At 46.5% G+C, this 17,640-nt stretch carries 15 protein-coding genes and 2 pseudogenes; 6 read left to right on the top strand and 11 right to left on the bottom strand.

What is annotated here, in order from left to right; translation table 11 throughout:
- Positions 1-398 (top strand): annotated as a pseudogene (locus tag QUB06_RS14800) (hypothetical protein); the annotation flags it as partial.
- 291 nt (positions 399-689) lie between these two features.
- On the opposite strand, the gene QUB06_RS14795 reads toward QUB06_RS14800, so the two are convergent.
- Positions 690-1,430, bottom strand: a complete 741-nt coding sequence (locus tag QUB06_RS14795; protein WP_333435888.1) for an SIMPL domain-containing protein — start codon at positions 1,428-1,430, stop codon at positions 690-692.
- Between the two features lie 166 nt (positions 1,431-1,596).
- On the opposite strand from QUB06_RS14795, the gene QUB06_RS14790 reads away from it, so the two are divergent.
- The 3 genes from QUB06_RS14790 (at position 1,597) to QUB06_RS14780 (ending at position 5,338) form a co-directional block, all read left to right on the top strand.
- On the top strand, positions 1,597-1,980 hold the full coding sequence (locus QUB06_RS14790; protein ID WP_333435887.1) for a YkvA family protein: 384 nt from the start codon (positions 1,597-1,599) through the stop codon (positions 1,978-1,980).
- 210 nt (positions 1,981-2,190) lie between these two features.
- A complete protein-coding gene (pcrA, locus tag QUB06_RS14785; RefSeq protein ID WP_333435886.1) occupies positions 2,191-4,539 on the top strand; it encodes a DNA helicase PcrA in 2,349 nt (782 codons plus the stop codon).
- A 193-nt stretch (positions 4,540-4,732) separates the two neighbouring features.
- Positions 4,733-5,338: a hypothetical protein gene (locus QUB06_RS14780; RefSeq protein ID WP_333435885.1), complete on the top strand. Its 606-nt coding sequence runs from the start codon at positions 4,733-4,735 to the stop codon at positions 5,336-5,338.
- A gap of 143 nt (positions 5,339-5,481) precedes the next feature.
- Here QUB06_RS14780 and QUB06_RS14775 read toward each other — a convergent pair whose 3' ends face one another.
- The 7 genes from QUB06_RS14775 to QUB06_RS14745 all read right to left on the bottom strand — a co-directional run bounded on the left by QUB06_RS14775 (position 5,482) and on the right by QUB06_RS14745 (position 13,110).
- Positions 5,482-5,682, bottom strand: coding sequence for a hypothetical protein (locus tag QUB06_RS14775; protein ID WP_333435884.1), 201 nt, complete (start codon positions 5,680-5,682; stop codon positions 5,482-5,484).
- Positions 5,679-6,023, bottom strand: coding sequence for a hypothetical protein (locus tag QUB06_RS14770; RefSeq protein ID WP_333035397.1), 345 nt, complete (start codon positions 6,021-6,023; stop codon positions 5,679-5,681). The genes QUB06_RS14775 and QUB06_RS14770 overlap by 4 nt, the downstream gene beginning before the upstream one ends.
- Before the next feature lie 105 nt (positions 6,024-6,128).
- Entirely contained in the window at positions 6,129-7,403 is a 1,275-nt protein-coding gene (locus QUB06_RS14765; RefSeq protein ID WP_333435883.1) for an FGGY-family carbohydrate kinase, read from the bottom strand.
- A gap of 204 nt (positions 7,404-7,607) precedes the next feature.
- Positions 7,608-9,011 carry a serine/threonine-protein kinase gene (locus QUB06_RS14760; protein WP_333435882.1) on the bottom strand — a complete coding sequence of 468 codons (1,404 nt, stop codon included), beginning with the start codon at positions 9,009-9,011 and terminating at the stop codon, positions 7,608-7,610.
- Positions 9,012-9,340: 329 nt separating this feature from the next.
- Positions 9,341-11,176, bottom strand: a complete 1,836-nt coding sequence (ilvB, locus tag QUB06_RS14755) for a biosynthetic-type acetolactate synthase large subunit (protein WP_333435881.1) — start codon at positions 11,174-11,176, stop codon at positions 9,341-9,343.
- A gap of 463 nt (positions 11,177-11,639) precedes the next feature.
- Complete coding sequence (locus QUB06_RS14750) at positions 11,640-11,822, bottom strand: hypothetical protein (RefSeq protein ID WP_333435880.1); 183 nt, start codon at positions 11,820-11,822, stop codon at positions 11,640-11,642.
- Positions 11,812-13,110, bottom strand: a complete 1,299-nt coding sequence (locus tag QUB06_RS14745) for an MFS transporter (RefSeq protein ID WP_333435879.1) — start codon at positions 13,108-13,110, stop codon at positions 11,812-11,814. The genes QUB06_RS14750 and QUB06_RS14745 overlap by 11 nt, the downstream gene beginning before the upstream one ends.
- Positions 13,111-13,463: 353 nt before the next feature.
- On the opposite strand from QUB06_RS14745, the gene QUB06_RS14740 reads away from it, so the two are divergent.
- Positions 13,464-13,802, top strand: a complete 339-nt coding sequence (locus QUB06_RS14740) for a P-II family nitrogen regulator (RefSeq protein ID WP_006633346.1) — start codon at positions 13,464-13,466, stop codon at positions 13,800-13,802.
- Positions 13,803-13,959: 157 nt separating this feature from the next.
- Here the strand turns inward: QUB06_RS14740 and rdgB are convergent, their stop codons facing one another.
- The 3 genes from rdgB to QUB06_RS14725 all read right to left on the bottom strand — a co-directional run bounded on the left by rdgB (position 13,960) and on the right by QUB06_RS14725 (position 16,856).
- Positions 13,960-14,547, bottom strand: a complete 588-nt coding sequence (rdgB, locus tag QUB06_RS14735) for an RdgB/HAM1 family non-canonical purine NTP pyrophosphatase (protein ID WP_333435878.1) — start codon at positions 14,545-14,547, stop codon at positions 13,960-13,962.
- Between the two features lie 28 nt (positions 14,548-14,575).
- Positions 14,576-15,184 (bottom strand): hypothetical protein, encoded by a 609-nt coding sequence (locus QUB06_RS14730; protein ID WP_333435877.1) that lies wholly within the window; start codon positions 15,182-15,184, stop codon positions 14,576-14,578.
- A gap of 247 nt (positions 15,185-15,431) precedes the next feature.
- Positions 15,432-16,856: a phosphoglucomutase/phosphomannomutase family protein gene (locus QUB06_RS14725; RefSeq protein ID WP_333435876.1), complete on the bottom strand. Its 1,425-nt coding sequence runs from the start codon at positions 16,854-16,856 to the stop codon at positions 15,432-15,434.
- 343 nt (positions 16,857-17,199) lie between these two features.
- Here QUB06_RS14725 and QUB06_RS14720 point away from each other — a divergent pair.
- Positions 17,200-17,560: pseudogene (locus QUB06_RS14720) on the top strand (ISAs1 family transposase); the annotation flags it as partial.
- Between the last annotated feature and the right edge of the window lie 80 nt (positions 17,561-17,640).

Below are 17,640 nucleotides of genomic sequence, written 5' to 3'. Positions count from 1 at the left end.
AGTCATCGGCCCCATATGCAACCCCATCTCCTCAAGGTGCAGCGCATGATTTTAAATCATCTGCCCAAAATGCAACCCCATCTGCTAAACCTGCAGTACCTGATTTTAAATCATCTGCCCAAAATGCAGCCGAATTTGCTAAACCTCCAGTGCCTGATTTTAGGCCCTCTGCCCCAAATGCAACCCCATCTGCTAAAGGTGCAGCGCATGATTTTAAATCATCTGCCCAAAATGCAGCCGAATCTGCTAAACGTGCAGCGCAGGATTTTAAGTCATCTGCCCAATATCTAGCCGAATCCGACGCAGAGGAAAATAAGGATAGCGATATTCACATCTCTGGCAATCCTGAACTCAAGGATCAAGTGGTCATTCATGACAAGAGAATCATTAAGGACTAGGTAAAGTAAGGGCTTAACTCCAGCTTGTTAAAGCTAGCGCTAAGAGAGTTTAACAGAGAGTGGATCTGAGAAAAGATTCCACTCTTTTCTGTGTATGAGAAATGCGAGCGCCTAGGCTTTAACAGAGAGTCTATTTATTGAGGAACTCTCCCCCTGAAGAAGGAGAGATTCCGTTTCTAGACTACTGGCAGAAGTGGTTAAAACGGCTAAAGTTTTTTGTAGAAAAAGCTGCTTGATAAATCGAGAAATAGTTAGGGTCAAGCTGATGTGGCCAGTTCAACCCCTAACTATTTAATATCCAAATTGCAAAGTCACAGAAGCTTCTACCTGCTGTTCCCCTCCCACCACAGGCGTTGTAGCGTCAGCAGCAGCCATGCGAGGAGCCGACAATTGCGGATACATTGGAGGCGGCGCGATCGCACCGTTGACTTGAATGCCCACAATCTCTCCCCGCTTCAGGTTGAGGGCGCTAAAGACTGCATCCGCTTGCGCTTGAGCATCTTGAGTTGCTTTGCGGAGTGCTTGTTTTCGAGCAGATTCGATCGCACTATCGGCAGCGACAAAACTCACGCCGTCGATGCGTGTGGCTCCGGCATTCACCGCATCGTCAAGCAAAGTGCCTGCAGATGCAGTATTAATCCGAAAAGTGACGGTATTCGTCGCCGTATAGCCCGTCAAGCGCTGTTGGTTGTTGTCGAAGTTATAAATGGGATTGAGGGAGATGCCGGCAGTTTCGAGTTTTTCGACTTGGCGCGATCGCAGCAACTCTAGCACAGCCGACGATCGTCTCGCCGCTTCCTGCTGCACCTCGGCCGCCGTTTTCCCCTGCACCTCAACCCCCAGCCGCACTTGTGTTTGAGTTGTAGGAATCGCTTCCACACCCCGCCCAGTAACACTCAGCGTTCTGATCCGCTGTTCTTGAGCCGCCGCCGGATCTAATCTCACAAAACTCACGAGAGTTAAGGTTAAACACAACGCTGTTACCAGACTGCGGAAGTTAATGCGATCGCGCGATCGTAAAGTTGAATTCATAAATTTGATTCTCCTCACATACAACAGATGCTATACTTTACCTTCCCACTGAAATTGCTAAATATCCGGGTTGTTACATTTTTAGCAACTAAAAAAATATTAGTCAATAGTTATTAGTCATTAGTCATTAGTCATTAGTCATTAGTTATTAGTCAGTCATTATTATATGCAATCGTTAAAACAAGTTTGCCGCCGACTGAAAAAAGAAACTTACGCTGTTTATTTAGCAAGTACAGACCAGAGAGTACCTTGGTACGCCAGAATTTTAGCAGGCCTTACGGTTGCCTATGCTTTTAGCCCGATCGACTTAATTCCTGACTTCATACCGGTTCTCGGCTACTTGGATGATTTGATAATTGTACCCTTGGGAATTTGGCTGGTACTGAAGATGATTCCGCCACCGGTTTTAGCCGAGTGTCGGGAAAAAGCAGCCGCAGAAATAGAGCGAGGAAAACCGATAAATCGGGCTGCGGCTGTTGTGATTATTGCCATTTGGATTGGCTTGGGAATATTAGCAGCAATTTGGCTGACACGGATATTTAAACGTTAAAAAAAATCACCTATCTAGTTATTGTGTAGAGTGCGCGCCGAGCACCTTACCTTAAACAACTCCTTTGAGCCAAAAATATTTAAAGTTTAAAAAATCACCGTTCTAGTTATAATATAGGGTGCGCTAGGCGCGCCTTACCTTAAAAAAAACTCGCGGTATCGCATACCAAGTATTATTTACTCATTAAAAAATTAAACTAACTTTCTAGCTATGACTCAAACCACTGATTTCCTCAGCCACCTCAACCCATCTCAGCGCCAAGCAGTCGCCCATTATAACGGGCCGCTGTTAGTAGTAGCGGGCGCTGGTTCCGGCAAAACCAGAGCTCTAACTTACCGAGTTGCTAACTTAGTTCGCACCCATCGAGTCGATCCTGAAAATATTCTGGCGGTGACATTTACAAATAAAGCCGCTAGGGAGATGAAAGAAAGAATTGAGAAATTGCTGGCAACTCAGCAAGCTGAAGCGGAATATGGCAAACCTTTGGTAGACTTAGCCCCGGATGTACAAACCAAATTGCGATCGCAAATTTACCAAAGAATTACCAAACACATTTGGATGGGAACTTTCCACTCTTTGTGCGGCCGCATTCTCCGCTACGATATTGAAAAATACCAAGACGAAAAAGGCCGCAAGTGGCAGAAAAACTTTTCGATTTTTGATGAATCAGATGCTCAAAGTATCGTCAAACAAATCGTCACCAAAACACTGAACCTCGACGACAAGAAATTTGACCCGCGAAAAGTCCGCTATGTCATCAGCAACGCTAAAAATAAAGGCTTGTCACCTCAAGAATACCAAGCAGCAGAACCGGATTACAGAGGTCGCGTGATTGCCGATGTTTACAGTCGCTACCAAGACGCTTTAGCAGCAAACAATGCCCTAGATTTTGACGACTTAATCCTCGTTCCCGTTAAGCTTTTGAGCCAAAACGAGCAAGTATTAAGTTACTGGCATAAAAAGTTTTGCCATATTTTAGTTGACGAATACCAAGATACCAACCGCACTCAATACGATTTGATTCGGATGCTGGTAACAAATAACGCCGACCCGAAAAGCTTCGATAAATGGCAAAACCGCTCGATTTTTGTTGTGGGCGATGTCGATCAATCAATTTACAGTTTTCGGATGGCAGATTATACGATCTTGCTGGAATTTCAAGAGGATTTTGGAGATGGTTGGTCCGACGATAAAACTCGGACAATGGTAAAATTAGAGGAAAATTATCGATCGCGCGAAAACATCCTGCAAGTGGCGAACCACTTGATCGAACACAATACCGAACGGATCGAGAAAATTCTGCGCCCGACTCGCGAACCGGGAGCTCCGATTGTTGTCTGGCGGGCAGACAACGAATTAGATGAAGCGGAATTTGTAGCGGGTCAAATTCATTCTTTAAAGCGCCAAAACTCCGAATACGAAAATGGCAGTAACTTTGCGATTCTCTACCGCACAAACGCTCAATCTCGATCCTTTGAAGAAGCGTTAATGCGTTTAGACATTCCTTACAATATTGTCGGCGGTCTGAAGTTTTACGATCGCAAAGAAATCAAAGATATCCTAGCATACCTGCGGGCCCTTGCCAATCCCGACGATAGCGTCAGCCTCAAACGCATCATCAATACTCCCCGTCGCGGCATTGGGGATACGACATTTTCCAAAATCGAAGACGCTGCAACTCAATTGGGCATTCCCTTGTGGGAAATCCTCAGCGATGAATCTTCTGTCAATACTCTCGCAGGGCGATCGGCAAAAGCTATTATTAAGTTTGCCGAAATGATTGGTCGTTGGCAATCGCAAGTTGAAACTCTGCCCGCTTCGCAAATTGTCCAAGGAATTATCCAAGATTCAGGCTACATTGAAGATTTGAAAAATCAAGGAACCGAGGAAGCCGAAAATCGCATCGAAAACGTCATAGAATTGTACAACGCGGTGCTACAATTTGAAGAACAAAACGAAGAACCGACGCTGACATCATTTTTAGCAAAAGCATCTTTAGCATCCGATTTAGATGATTTGCAGGAAGAAGATTCCCGCGTATCGCTGATGACGCTGCACTCAGCCAAAGGGTTAGAATTTCCCGTGGTATTTTTAGTCGGAATGGAACAGGGTTTATTTCCCAATTTCCGCAGTTTGGACGACCCGAAAGCAATCGAAGAAGAACGCCGTTTGTGCTACGTCGGCATCACTCGCGCCCAGGAATTGCTATTTCTCACCCACACTCGCGAACGCCGCCTCTGGGGAGGCTTCCGGGAACACTGCACCCCTTCGCTATTCTTAGGGGAATTGCCGACACATTTGCTGGCTGGAAGTGCGAAGAAAACTAAGACAGCTAAAACGGCTGTTTCCAAGGGAAAAACTAATAATTCAGCAGCTAATTCGGGGAGTTCTCCATCAGCAGAGTGGAAAACGGGCGATCGGGTTTTTCATCATGCTTTTGGAGTTGGAGAAATTACGCACGTTTTGGGAGAGGGCGATAAAACTAATCTGGCAATTAAGTTTTCGGGTTTGGGCAGAAAAATCATCGATCCGAGAACAGCTAAGTTGCAGCGAGTGTAATAGAAAATCCGGCGGTTTAAACCGCGTCTCTACAGGCAAAACCCGCCGACGCGGGTTTCCGAGGGGGCGGTAAAAATGGCGGTAAAAATTACGTTTTTATCTTTAGTCTGCGGAGGCGGACATCGTTTGTGTAGACGCGGTTTCAACCGCCGTCTTATCTAAGTAAAAAGCAGAAATAAAAACATAAACTCTTATGCCTTACAGTCAATTTACGACCATCGGCAAGGTTAAAGAAGCCTTCAATCTTACAGTAGTGGAAGGAATCAGATTTCTGCCGGAAATCGAGCCGATCGCACCCGGAACAGCCTTGCAAACCATGCTGGAGACAAATTTGCCTTGGGCGATCGCCACTAGCACCGAAAAAGCCCGTTCTGAAGCTATTATCAACCCTGTCTTGCTGGAAGTTCGCAGGATTCTGAACCAACAAATCAGCGTGTTTTCGGGTGAGGAATTTAATGTTGATGTAGCTGTTGGACTTACAGGAGTTTGCGATTTTATCATCAGCCGTTCCCCGGAACAATTAGACGTTGAGGCCCCGGTAATTGTGATGGTGGAAGCTAAAAAAGGAGATTTGAAAGTAGGTTTGGGTCAATGTATTGCTGAAATGGTGGCCGCCCAGAGATTTAATGAAGCCAAAGGGATCTCGATTTCCGTCATCTACGGCAGCGTTTCCAGCGGCACAGCTTGGCGGTTTCTCAAGCTGGAAGGGCAAATAGTGACGATCGATCTTACCGATTATCCGCTACCTCCCGTAGATAAAATATTGGGATTTTTAGTGTGGATGGTGCGCGAAAATTAGCCTATATCAAATCTGCGTTGAAAACTCGCGCTCGGAGTCGGCGATTGAAACCGCCACTACACAAACTTTCGTCCGAACAGAGGGGACTAAAAAGAAATAATTCAAGGCTATCGCGTAGGAAATTGCCCCTCTATCGATCGATCTTATTCGACTACCTGAGATTCCACACGCCTGTATTTACCCGCCAAACGTTCTCGACGTTGGCGGCGGTTGTCAGCTTCAAATATAGCGATTAATTCATCCAGGTTTAGAGTCAAAGCATCAAGCTGTCGGCAGACTTCACGCATCTTTTCAACGTGTCGCTTTCTGGTTTCAGCGTCGGGGATTCTAGGTTGTTGATTCATGGCAAATTCCAATCCATTTTGATTTCTCGGATAGTTGCTTCTGAGGCATCGACAGCCGCCTCTGTTTGTTCTATCGTTCTATACAGAAAGTTTAACGTATCCGCAGTCGCAGCGGGTTGAGATTCTGCTACCTGCTGCAAAAGCCTGTACAAACGATTGTAAGGGTTTCTCAACCTTTCCTTAACATTATCAAGAGATTCTAGTTCGGGGAGTGTCGCTTCTGTCTCGCCAAACTGCTGCATTAAAATGTATTCTGTAGCGGTTGTCTCGTTGAGGATTTCCACTAGCCGCCGCTGCAATGTGAAAATTGTGTTCAGGATGTCATCAGGTAGCTTTGCCATTGTCCTTAATTTTTAGGGATAACAACTTAACACAATATATCAGAATGTTTGCTTCCTCTCATTTTAGTTTTAATCGATAGCGATATCAGTCCAAATTTACCACCTTTAAATTTGCGTTCTCTGCTTCGCCAATAACGCACTTCCATAAGCAGCAGCAGTATGAATTGGCGTTTCAACAGGCACTTTTAAATAACGCTTTCTAATCGCACTCCAAACCGAATTTTTTGCCCCGCCGCCAGCCGTATAAACTTTGGTCAAAGGAGTTGCACCCAATTCTTGCAATAATTGATATCCCCGCGCTTCAATCCGCGCTATGCTTTCTAGCAAACCGTGCAGAAATTCCACTGAATCAGTTGGACGCGGTTCGAGTCTGGGCGGCAAATTCGGGTCATTAATCGGAAAGCGATCGCCCTTTTTCAACAATGGGTAATAATCCAGCAAACTCTCTTGTGCTGGATCAATTTGTGTGCTATAATTAGCCAACTCAGCATCCGTAAAAAAGTGTCGCAGCACCGCACCTCCGGTATTAGAAGCACCTCCAACTAACCACAAATCGCCTAATTTGTGACTGTAAATCCCGTATCTAGAATCATCTACGCGGGTATGACTTAACAGCTTGACTGCTAGTGTAGAACCGAGAGAAGTTACTGCTTCCCCTGGTAAATTGACACCACTTGCTAAAAATGCGGCAATGCTATCGGTTGTACCAGCACAAATCATACAATCGCGGGGAAAACCGAAGCGATCGCCCACTTGATCTCTCACTTCCCCCACAGGCGTGCCCGGTGCGACAACTTGCGGCAATTCAGGAGTTGCAGCGCCCGCAATTCCCTCTGTCAGCCAATTCGGATAGCACAAAGTATCAACATCGAAACCGAGTTTCAAAGCATTGTGATAGTCGCTAATTCCCAATTTCCCGTGCAGCAGAAAAGCCAGCCAGTCAGCTTGATGCAGGAAAACGGTAGGGGCGGTGCCCCCGTGCCCGCCCTCCTGCCACCACAGGAGTTTGGCCAGACTGGATGTAGCGCTTAATACTGTGTGGTTGGCAGGGGCGATCGCCCGCAACCTCTCTGTCACCGCTGCACCGCGCGCATCATTGTATAAAATCGGCTCGCATACTGGTATACCGTCGGTATTGCACAGCATGACAGTGGAAGATGTGCCGTCAAGGGCGATCGCCCTTACCTGATTGCGGATTGTTGGGGGAATTTGCTCGATCGAATCCCACAGCGCATTTTGCCACACCGAGGGCAATTCAAGCTGTTGTTGCCCGTTGTTAGCAAAAGTATATTCAGTTTCACAATGTATTGTACCCTGGGAGTCTATGACAGTCGATCGGGCGCCAGTCGTGCCGAAATCTATTCCCAAATAAAGATTCATTTGCCACTCCCGCGATTTTTCCTATATTTGACGAAACCACAAAGTTTATTTGCATCCTGCCTCTAGTTGTTTAATGATATCTCTGACTTTTATTGGCATTTATTATTAATGTAACTAGCAGGTATTGAACTGACGAAACTCCGATAAGTTCGTAGAAAAATATCCTTAAAAAAAGGCTTAACAAAGGGCTGAAATCGCTATAGATTACAGCTTACATTTCTCAATGCGAGAGAAAAGAACCAAACCCCACCAGCCCACCAAACCAAACCCCACCTGCACGCAACAACGAACCCACGGTAGGTGGCCCTCTGGTGCTTGCAGATTAAAGGTTAAATCATTGTAGCTCAACCAATCTTTCCTCCCCTTTCTCCTCTTTCGCCAACCGACGCGATCGCCTAGCTTCTTTTCAGTATCCCAATCAACTTTGCCACCCACTTCCAACCAAATTTTTTTCTGGACGCTAAAACCAAAGCGACCCTGACTATATTTTACCCACAACTGGTCGATGGTGCGTAAATCATCGCAAGGAAAATTATCAATTGAGCCCGTATCAAAATAATCTTCTTTCTCCCGTCTAGCTACTTTCAGCATTACCTTTATTGTTTCCTGATCCGCCTCTTTCCACTTTCCTGCTGCTAATAAATCCCGCAGACAGGTATAGTCAACACCCTGCGCTGATTTAAGCGAGTCTGGTGGCGGTGCCGGTGGAGGTGTTTGAGGTGATAATTGAGGTGATTGAGAAGCAAGAGCCTGCAAAACTTCAGTAGCAGATTGATAACGTTTCTTAATAGCCGGTTGTATCATTTTGTCTAAAACCTGACCCATTTCCGAACTGACAGATATTTTTAAGTGTTCTCGCCACACCCACTCAAACTCGCTATCATCGAATAAATCAATCGGCTCAACCTGAGTTAACAGACACAGACAAGTCACACCCAGACTATAAATATCACTAGCATGAATCGGTTTACCGTTGGCTTGTTCTGGTGCCATATATCCCGCCGTCCCGATTCTCGTTCCCGTTAGCCCTAGAGCCGTTTGTGTCGCATATTTCGCGGCTCCAAAGTCAACTAAAACCAATTGCCCATCTTGCCGAAGAATAATATTTTCTGGCTTGATATCTCGGTGAATAACTTGGCGAGAGTGAATGAACTCGAATACTGGCAGTAAATTATTAAGCAAGTTGCGAATCTGCGTTTCGCTAAAATATCCCTTAGATTCTAGTGCTTCGGCTAAATTTTCACCGTCGATGAATTCTTGGACTAAATACTGCCGTCCATCTTGACTAAAATATGCTAATAATTCGGGAATTTGAGAATGTTTACCCAACTGTTCTAGGCGTACTGCTTCAAGCTCAAATAACTCAGCAGCTTTCTGGATACTAGAAGTGCCTTGAAATTGGGGGTAGAATTGTTTAATAACGCAGGGAGGTTTAGATGGTTTATACTCGTCAATAGCTAGAAAAGTGCGCCCAAATCCCCCTTGTCCAATAATTTTTTGGGCTCCGTAGCGATCGCCCAATAGCAGTTTATTCCCACATTTTTGACAGAATTTTGTATAGCCAGACGGATTTTGGAATAGGCAATCAGGGTTTAGACACTGGCTCATAAAATATGCTTAGAGATTACACATTAAAGCTCTCGATGCGATGCCAGCGGAGATGGTTTTAAATGTGAAACAGCAGAGCCGGGTAAGGACATCGCATTGCCTTTAATCGTGTCAACTTAAGTCTGAAACCTTTGATATCTCTCGCTTTTATCCGAGGCCAGATCCCCCTAAATCCCCCTTAATAAGGGGGACTTTGAGCTCGCTCCGGTTCCCCCCTTCTTAAGGGGGGCTAGGGGGGATCGGGCCTCGACGATAAACAGCAGTCTATGACTACGTTTGACCTTAAGTTGAGACTAATAGGCACAGCCTAAGTCCCCACTCAAAACTCGTTAAACTTTTGTCCCGCACTCAGGACAAAACTTATTGGTCGAAACATTCTTCGCGCCGCAACTCGGACAATAAATCAACTCCGCAGATTGCAACTTGCTGCGTTCGGGCAAACCAACCATTTGAGCGTTGCTCTTACCTGGAACTACCATCGGATAGCAGTTTTCGTCCCTCGTCACCTTCACGTTCATCAGCACCGGGCCGTCGTGAGCGAGCATTTGAGCGATCGCATCTTTGAGTTCCTCCGGCTGCGAAACCAGCATCCCCTTCACGCCGTAAGCTTCAGCCAGCATCACAAAATCCGGCATCCCCACAGTCATATTCGACGAGGAATAACGTTCCCCATAGAACGCCTGCTGCCACTGCCGCACCATTCCCTGCCAGCCATTATTTACAATAACAATCTTGACATTAATGCCGTATTGTGTTAGCGTTCCCAACTCTTGAATATTCATTTGCACGCTAGCATCGCCAGCAATACAAATCACTTGCTCGTTGGGTAGCGCCATTTTCGCGCCCATAGCAGCCGGCACCCCGAAACCCATCGTGCCCAAACCAGCGCTCGAAATCCAGCGGCGCGGCCCGTTGTTCAAGAATTGAGCCGACCACATTTGATGTTGACCGACATCCGTTGTGTAGTAAGCATCCGGCGCTTGAGTAGCCAACTCCGAAATCACCTCTTGGGGAGACAAAATGTCTGGGTAATGAGGCACAACTAACGGATAGTCCTGTTTCCACCGATCGATCCTGTGCAGCCATTCCGCAGTCTGTCCGGCCTTCCCCGAAACTCCAGTTTCGCGACAGCGGCGCAGCAAATCGAGCAAAACTTGGCGGACATCTCCGACAATCGGCACGTCAGGGCCGCGATTTTTGCCTACTTCCGCCGGGTCGATATCGATGTGAATCACCTTTGCGCGCGCGGCAAACTCGTCTAATTTGCCCGTCACGCGATCGTCAAACCTCGCCCCGACAGCAATCAGCAAATCGCACTCGGTAACGGCAAAATTAGCGTAAGCAGTGCCGTGCATCCCCAGCATTTTCACCGACAAAGGATGGTTTTCGTCAAAGGAACCTTTGCCCATCAGCGTTGTCGTCACCGGCAATTGGAAAAGTTCGGCGAGTTCCTTAATTTCCTCGTGGGCCCCCGCGGCGATCGCCCCGCCGCCCACATAAAGCAAAGGACGCTTTGCTTCCTGCAGCAAATAGATTGCTTGATTAATTTGCCGAGGATTTCCCTTCACCGTCGGGCGATAGCCCGGAATTCTCACCGAGCCGGGTTCCACGGGCAGATAGTCAAATTCTTCTAAACCCACATCCTTGGGTACATCAACCAAAACAGGCCCCGGCCGCCCTGTACTCGCGATGTGGAAAGCTTCTGCCACAATTCGCGCCATATCTCTCGGATCGCGCACTACATAGGAATGCTTGACTATTGGCAGGGTAATCCCGTAAATATCTGTTTCCTGAAACGCATCAGTGCCGATCGCCGGACGGGGTACCTGACCGGTAATAATAACCATCGGGATCGAATCCATGTGGGCCGTCGCAATCCCCGTCACTAAATTAGTTGCGCCGGGCCCGGAAGTAGCGAAACAGACCCCAACTTTTCCGGTAGCGCGGGCGTATCCGTCAGCCGCGTGAGCAGCACCTTGCTCGTGGCGCACCAGAATATGTTTGATAGCGCCAGTTTCTTCAGCGCGGTAGAGTTCGTCGTAAAGCGGCAGAATTGCGCCACCGGGATAACCAAAAATATGCTTGACGCCGTGGCGGATCAAGCTGTCAATTAGAGCAAATCCACCAGTTGCACGTCTGATGGTCACTTTAGTTTTTAGTTGCACAGATTTTCCTTCCTTAAACTAATTATGATTTTTAATGAAAGCTTTTCTACTACTTTAATCTTAATTAATGAAACTATGAAAATTTAAGTGGTGAGATTTTACGAAAGATTTCGCGCTCGGAGAGGGTTCGCCCGATCGAGACATTGTGGAACAGCAGAGGAAGAAAATAAACAGAGGAAATCGCGGCTTCTATGCCGGTTTACCGTGATATGACGCTTGTATAGCATTCGTGATTCGGCATTCGACAAGAAAAACTAATCGTTTGAGCAATTAAGAACGTCCTAATCATCAGGGCGGTTGCTATGTTATGGATCGATCGCCGAAAGAAAGCTCTCTTCCCTCTTACCATTGGTGTCAACACTAGCCTAAAACCCTTGATAAATCTTGTTTAGACGCGAGTGTCGATCCCGCTCCCATTCCCGTTAAGAAGGGAAACTAAACAGAATGCTCCGGTTTCCCCCGACTATCCGGGGATCTGGACAATCATCGTCAAACAGTAGATCGGTACTACATTTGACGTTAAGTTGACACCCATCCCCTCTTCTATCTGCCTTCTGCCTTCTGCCTTCTGCCTTCTGCCTTCTGCCTTCTGCCTTCTGCCTTCTGCCTTCTGCCTTCTTCCTTCTTTGCAAAGTTTACAGAACATCCTGCAAGACTTTGCGAGTATGTTTCCAAGCTGCCATGCCCATCACCGAGACCAAAAAGCCCAAACTCAGCAACACGATCCGCAAGCCGAGGTCATCCGAGCCGACCGCTTGGCTGACAGCATCCGTCAGCGGGCCGGTCAGTGCTAAAGGCAAGCTCAGAGCAATATTAATCGCATTGTTCTCCAAGCCAAAAACTTTTCCCTGCATAGATTCTGGAGTTTTTTCTTGAATCAGAGCCTGCATCGGGCCGTTAATTAAGGAAGCCCCAAAACCGAACAGAGCGCTCAATCCGAATCCCACCCATAACTGTCGAGTAAAGGCAAACATTGCTAATACAAAACCCATCATCAAGAAACCGATTAAAGGCAAAGGTTTGTGGTGCATTCGATGACCCCAGTGTCCCAAAAAGGCTGCGCCGAAGACCATTCCGACTCCCGCTGCAGCCAGCAAAAAGCCAAATTGAGTTTCTTTGAGACCTATTTTGCCTGAAAGCGCGATCGCCAGCACCTGAAGCGCTGCAAACACGGAATACAAAATCGTCAACTGCACCATTGCGTTGCTGACAAGGTGATTGTGTTTCAAATACCGCAAACCTTCTTTGAGGTCTTGCCAAGGATGGACGTTTTTGCCACTGCTGCCGGCATGAGCTTCTTTGATCCGCATGGTATAGATCAAACCTGCAGATATCAGGTACAACCCGCCGAGCAAAAACTCTTGAGAAGCTGCTCCGAAGCTGTGTTTGACCCAACTAAACAGCGGTTCGCCGATCGTCATCCCGACAATAATCCCGCCCATTGTGGACGAGGCGAACAGCGCATTTGCCGACATCAGTCCCTCTCGCCCTACGGCCAGGGGGACGGCTGCCGCTTCTGCGGGAGCAAAAAATTGCGTTACGGTAGAGATTAAAAACGTCATCGTCAACAAAACGACAAAAGCTTTGGGCAAAAACGGCAAAGCTACAATCAACGCGGCTCGAATCACGTTGCAGGCAATCAGCATTTGCTTTTTAGAAAAGCGGTCTACGACGATACCGGCGGCCGAACCAAAGACGATCGCCGGCACGGTGTAGGCGATCATCACCGCTGACAGCATAGAATTTTCCGAATGTTGCCAAGAAACGGGCCAGGGTCGGTAGTCGCCGGTTTTCAGCAAAATAATCAGCAATACGTAAAAGATTTTATCCGCCACTTGGGCCAATAACTGGCCCGTCCACAAGGCGAGGAAGGGGCGATTTCTCAGTAGGGCATCAAGCCCGCTGCGGTCAGGGGGAGGGCTGGCTGGGTGCATAGGAATAGTTTAACTGACCGCCTCTGGCAATTATAGTTTTCAGCAATACGTGCAAATCTCACATAGCAAAGCGGAAACTCGGAAAACTCCTGTCTCCTGGGTTCTTTTTCTGTTTTAGCAGATCGGCGGGGGACGGCTGCTGCAGTCTTCTTAACTCTACCGCGATCAGCCGGAGCCGAGAACCCGCGCCCCCGGAAAATCCGAGAATATTGTTAAAGGTTGGCGTGCATTTCATCGGGAGTACAAGATAGGGTAATATACTTGACAAAATACTTGCTGTTGGCCGTGATATTAAAAGATGTCACGCCGATTAAGTAATATAACGAAGGTACTAACTGTTAGGAGTGAGAAACTTGAAAAAGGTTGAAGCTATTATTCGCCCCTTTAAACTAGACGAAGTGAAAATCGCACTCGTCAATGCTGGTATTGTGGGGATGACTGTTTCTGAAGTTAGAGGTTTTGGCCGTCAGAAGGGCATGACAGAACGCTATCGCGGTTCTGAGTACACCGTTGAGTTCTTGCAAAAGCTCAAGGTCGAGATTGTTGTGGAAAACGATCAGGTTGACATGGTGGTTGATAAAATTATCGCGGCTTCCCGCACGGGCGAGATTGGCGACGGCAAGATTTTCATCTCTCCTGTAGAACAAATTATTCGGATTCGGACTGGGGAAAAGAACTTGGAGGCAATCTAAGATACTGGGGCATTGGGCATTGGCCCGCGCAGGGCATTGGTAATTGGTCATCGGTAACTAATCATTGCCAACGAAAAACCTCTTTCCTGTTTACTTTTGATACCTAAGTGTCAATATCCAATGCCACAGTTACCCCATGTTTTGGCTTTTTTCTTCATTAGGGGTTGACAAAGTTCGCCATTTGTGGTATAAGAGCGTGGAAGGCTCGGCCGCGGTGAGAGTGCGATCGCTTGATATCCGGTGTCATTTCGGCAAAAGTCTGTTGCTGTGCGGGTACGTAGAAAATGGGGTCATATCCGAAACCTCCCGTACCGCGAGGAGTGTGGAGGATTTCGCCTCGGCAAATTCCTTCTACTTGCAAGGCAATTGTACCGTCGGGACGGGCGATCGCGATCGCGCAAACAAATTGTGCTTCCCGGTTTTGTTCGCTTCCCAATTCTTTGAGAAGTCGAGATATCCTGTCAGCATCGGTTTTCCCGTAGCGTGCCGAGTAAATCCCGGGTTGGCCGTTGAGTGCATCTACCATTAAACCAGAATCATCGGCGATCGACCATTTGCCCGTTGCTTTTGCCACTTCAGACGCCTTCAAGCAAGCATTAGCAATAAAAGTTTCGCCTGTTTCCTCGATTTCCAACTCTTCCGGTTTAAGCTGTAATTCCCATCCCAAATCCTGAAGATAAACTTGCATTTCCTTGAGTTTACCCGGATTGCCCGTAGCTACAACTAACAATTTGCGATCGGTCATTATTTCTCTTAAAACTTACGGCTCCATATTAACAAACATATTGGGAAAATGGCTGCAACAAAATTCCCAAAATCTTATCAACATCTTGAATATAGTATTCAATCGGATCGATATAAACAGTAGTTTCCTCCAAAATCAAGAATTTCCAGTTAGTTCCCGTCGTCACCGCCCCGTAAATGCGATCGACCTCACTGTCTTGGTTTTGATTGAAACATTGAGCCGCTACCATTGCAGCCACGCATTGACCCAAACCGCCAATGATATCTTCCTTTTTTGCCTCAAAAATTGTTATAACCGGAGCACTGATGAACAATTGTTCTGAAGAACCGCTAATAATATAGTCGCAAAATCCTTGCAAGCCTCTTTCCGGATCTACAGTAAAATCCTTACCGGAAAAAAGAGAAACTCGTTTGTTTAACAATCGCCGAACTTCTGCTAATATCGGGGCAATCAAAAATTCTGAGCGAGCTTTTTCTGTCGAAATAAAAGTTGCTAGCGGTACATAATCAATCAGGATTGTTGTTAAAATTTCTGAGGGTGAAACTGGTTTTGTGTCGGCAAATAAATTGCGGCTTTCATCTAAGGTTAATCCAAAATCTTTTTTGACTCTCGCAAGGCTGAAATCGCTGTAAGCCATTTGCTTTTATCCTACAATTAATCTGATATAGCAATAGTATTTCATTGTGAGTAAGATTTTTTAACGAACCGCGAAGACGCGAACGACGCGAAGAAGAGAAGAGAAGAGAAAGAGTTCACAATTAATGGGAGGATTGCTACGGCAATACTTTTTTTAACCGCAGAGGGCGCAGAGGACACGGAGAAAGAGAGATTTGATATCAAGTCATCCGCGTTCATCTGCGTTCATCTGCGGTTGCAAACTCCAATTAATTATGCGCCCAAGCTTTCGCCCAGTTTAAGTTTTGCATAACTTCTTTCAATGTAGCTGCTTCTGAATACAGTCGCAACACGGGTTCGGTTCCGCTAAACCGAATTAACAGCCAACTTCCGTCAGCTAAGCGGAATTTATATCCGTCAACTTTGTTGCAATCTACAACTGCTTTGCCGGCGATTTCTGTTAAGGGTTGATTTTGCAGCAGCGACAGCAAACGCGACCTTTCTTCCATGTTTGCTAGGTGCAAGTCGATTCTGTCATACGCTGAGGTAAAGCTTGTTTCTTGTTGCAGTCGGCTGTAAATTTCGCTTAAGTCTTCCCCGGATTTGACAACGGCTTCTAACAAGTACAGCGCTGACAGTAAAGCATCTCGTTCGGGGATGTGTGTACCGTAGCCAATTCCTCCCGATTCTTCGCCGCCGACTAAGACTTGGGTGGTTAACATTCGATCGGCTATATACTTGTAACCGATCGGCGTTTCAAATAATGGCAAGTCGTACAGCTTGGCAATTTTGGGAATTATGTCTGAACCGCTGACTGTTTTGATGACTTCCCCGGTCAAGCCACGCCGTTTTGCTAAATGTTCGATTAAGATGGGAACTAGGATTTGTGAACTGAGGAAGTTGCCGCTAGAGTCAACGGCTGCAATTCGATCGCTATCTCCGTCAAATACAAATCCGATGGACAAACCAGAACTTTTTCGCTGGTGAGTACGCATCACCCGAAATAACTGCGACAGGTAGCGCGGCAAAGGTTCGGGTGCACCGCCGCCGAACAGCGGATCTCGATCGCTGTTGACTTCGTGCACTGTTTCTTCTAAAATTTGAGCTAATCCTCCGGCGGCGGCACCGTGCATTACATCTACAAATACTGTAATTTTGCCGCTGGCGATCGCTTCTTTAATCGCCTCAATATCTACCATTTCCCGCAAGGTTTTGCAGTAAGCCGGCCAAGGATTGAAATTATCCAATTTGCCGGGAGTTGCTGAAATTGCCGCGGGATTTTCGAGTTTTGCTTCTATCTGTTGAGTAACTTCGGGGGAAACTGAACCGCCAAATCCGCCCTTGACTTTTAACCCTAAATATGCACCGGGATTGTGGCTGGCTGTCAGGACGATCGCACCCAAAGCATTTAATTGTTTGGCAGCTAAACTGAAAGCTGGAGTGGGGGCGTAGGATTCGCTCAGCAGCACGTCAAATCCTGCGTTTTGGACGGCAACAGCCGCTGTGAAGGCAAATTCTTCAGCCAGAAATCGGCGGTCGTAACCGACAATTACGGTACCGCTGCTGCCATCGCTGCCGCCGGTTTGTGCGAGAACTTGTGCCGCTAGGGGAGCGACTAACGCTACGCGATCGAATGTAAAATCGTCAGCAATGATACCGCGCCAGCCATCTGTTCCGAATTTAATAGGATTCATTGGTCAAAAAGGATTAATCACCCGTCCATTTTAAAAGCTGGACGGGCGATCGTCATCCGATTGCCAATTTTTGATTTAAGATTTTAAAGTTATTGCGATTTCTGACAATGTTTTGAACGCGACGTGACGTACCAGTTTTTATGAATCCTTTATAGCTGGTAAAAGTATAGTCATTTATGACATGACATGGGAGGCATTAAGTCCCTCCCCTTTCACTTTCACTTCGAGCGGATTGACCCGCCTTGGCCAGGGCGAACGCATCTAAATTTCATGTTAACCGAATCTGGTATATTGGAGAAAAATTATTGAGTAACTACAAAACATTTAATTAGGGTTTACCTTTATGAAACTTCAACCTAAAATCACCATCGTCGACCCTTTTTCTGACTTAGAAAATCCAAGAATTGAGCGGACGAAACATCATCAATTAATTGATATTATCACCCTATCAATTTGTGCCGTGATTTGTGGTGCTGATACATGGGTGGATATTGAAAGTTACGGGCGCAGCTCAATACGAATGGTTAAAGAAAATTTTAGAATTGCCGAATGGCATACCTTCACATGATACAATTGCGCGAGTATTTTCTCGGCTCAAACCGGAGCAATTTCAGAATTTTTTTTTGAGTTGGATTCAATCTATTAGTTGCTTCAATCCCGGAGAAGTAATCGCAATTGATGGCAAAACTCTTCGCCATTCTTACTCATTGTAGTTTAGACTAACCAAAGATGAGAACGGTGGCAAAAGAAGAACTAGAGCCACCGCGCCAGGAGAGAATGAGGG

The organism is Microcoleus sp. D2_18a_D3 (assembly GCF_036702455.1).
GTDB lineage: Bacteria > Cyanobacteriota > Cyanobacteriia > Cyanobacteriales > Microcoleaceae > Microcoleus.
Note: the sequence above shows the minus strand (reverse complement) of the source record. Positions and strands in the feature narration are given on the sequence as shown.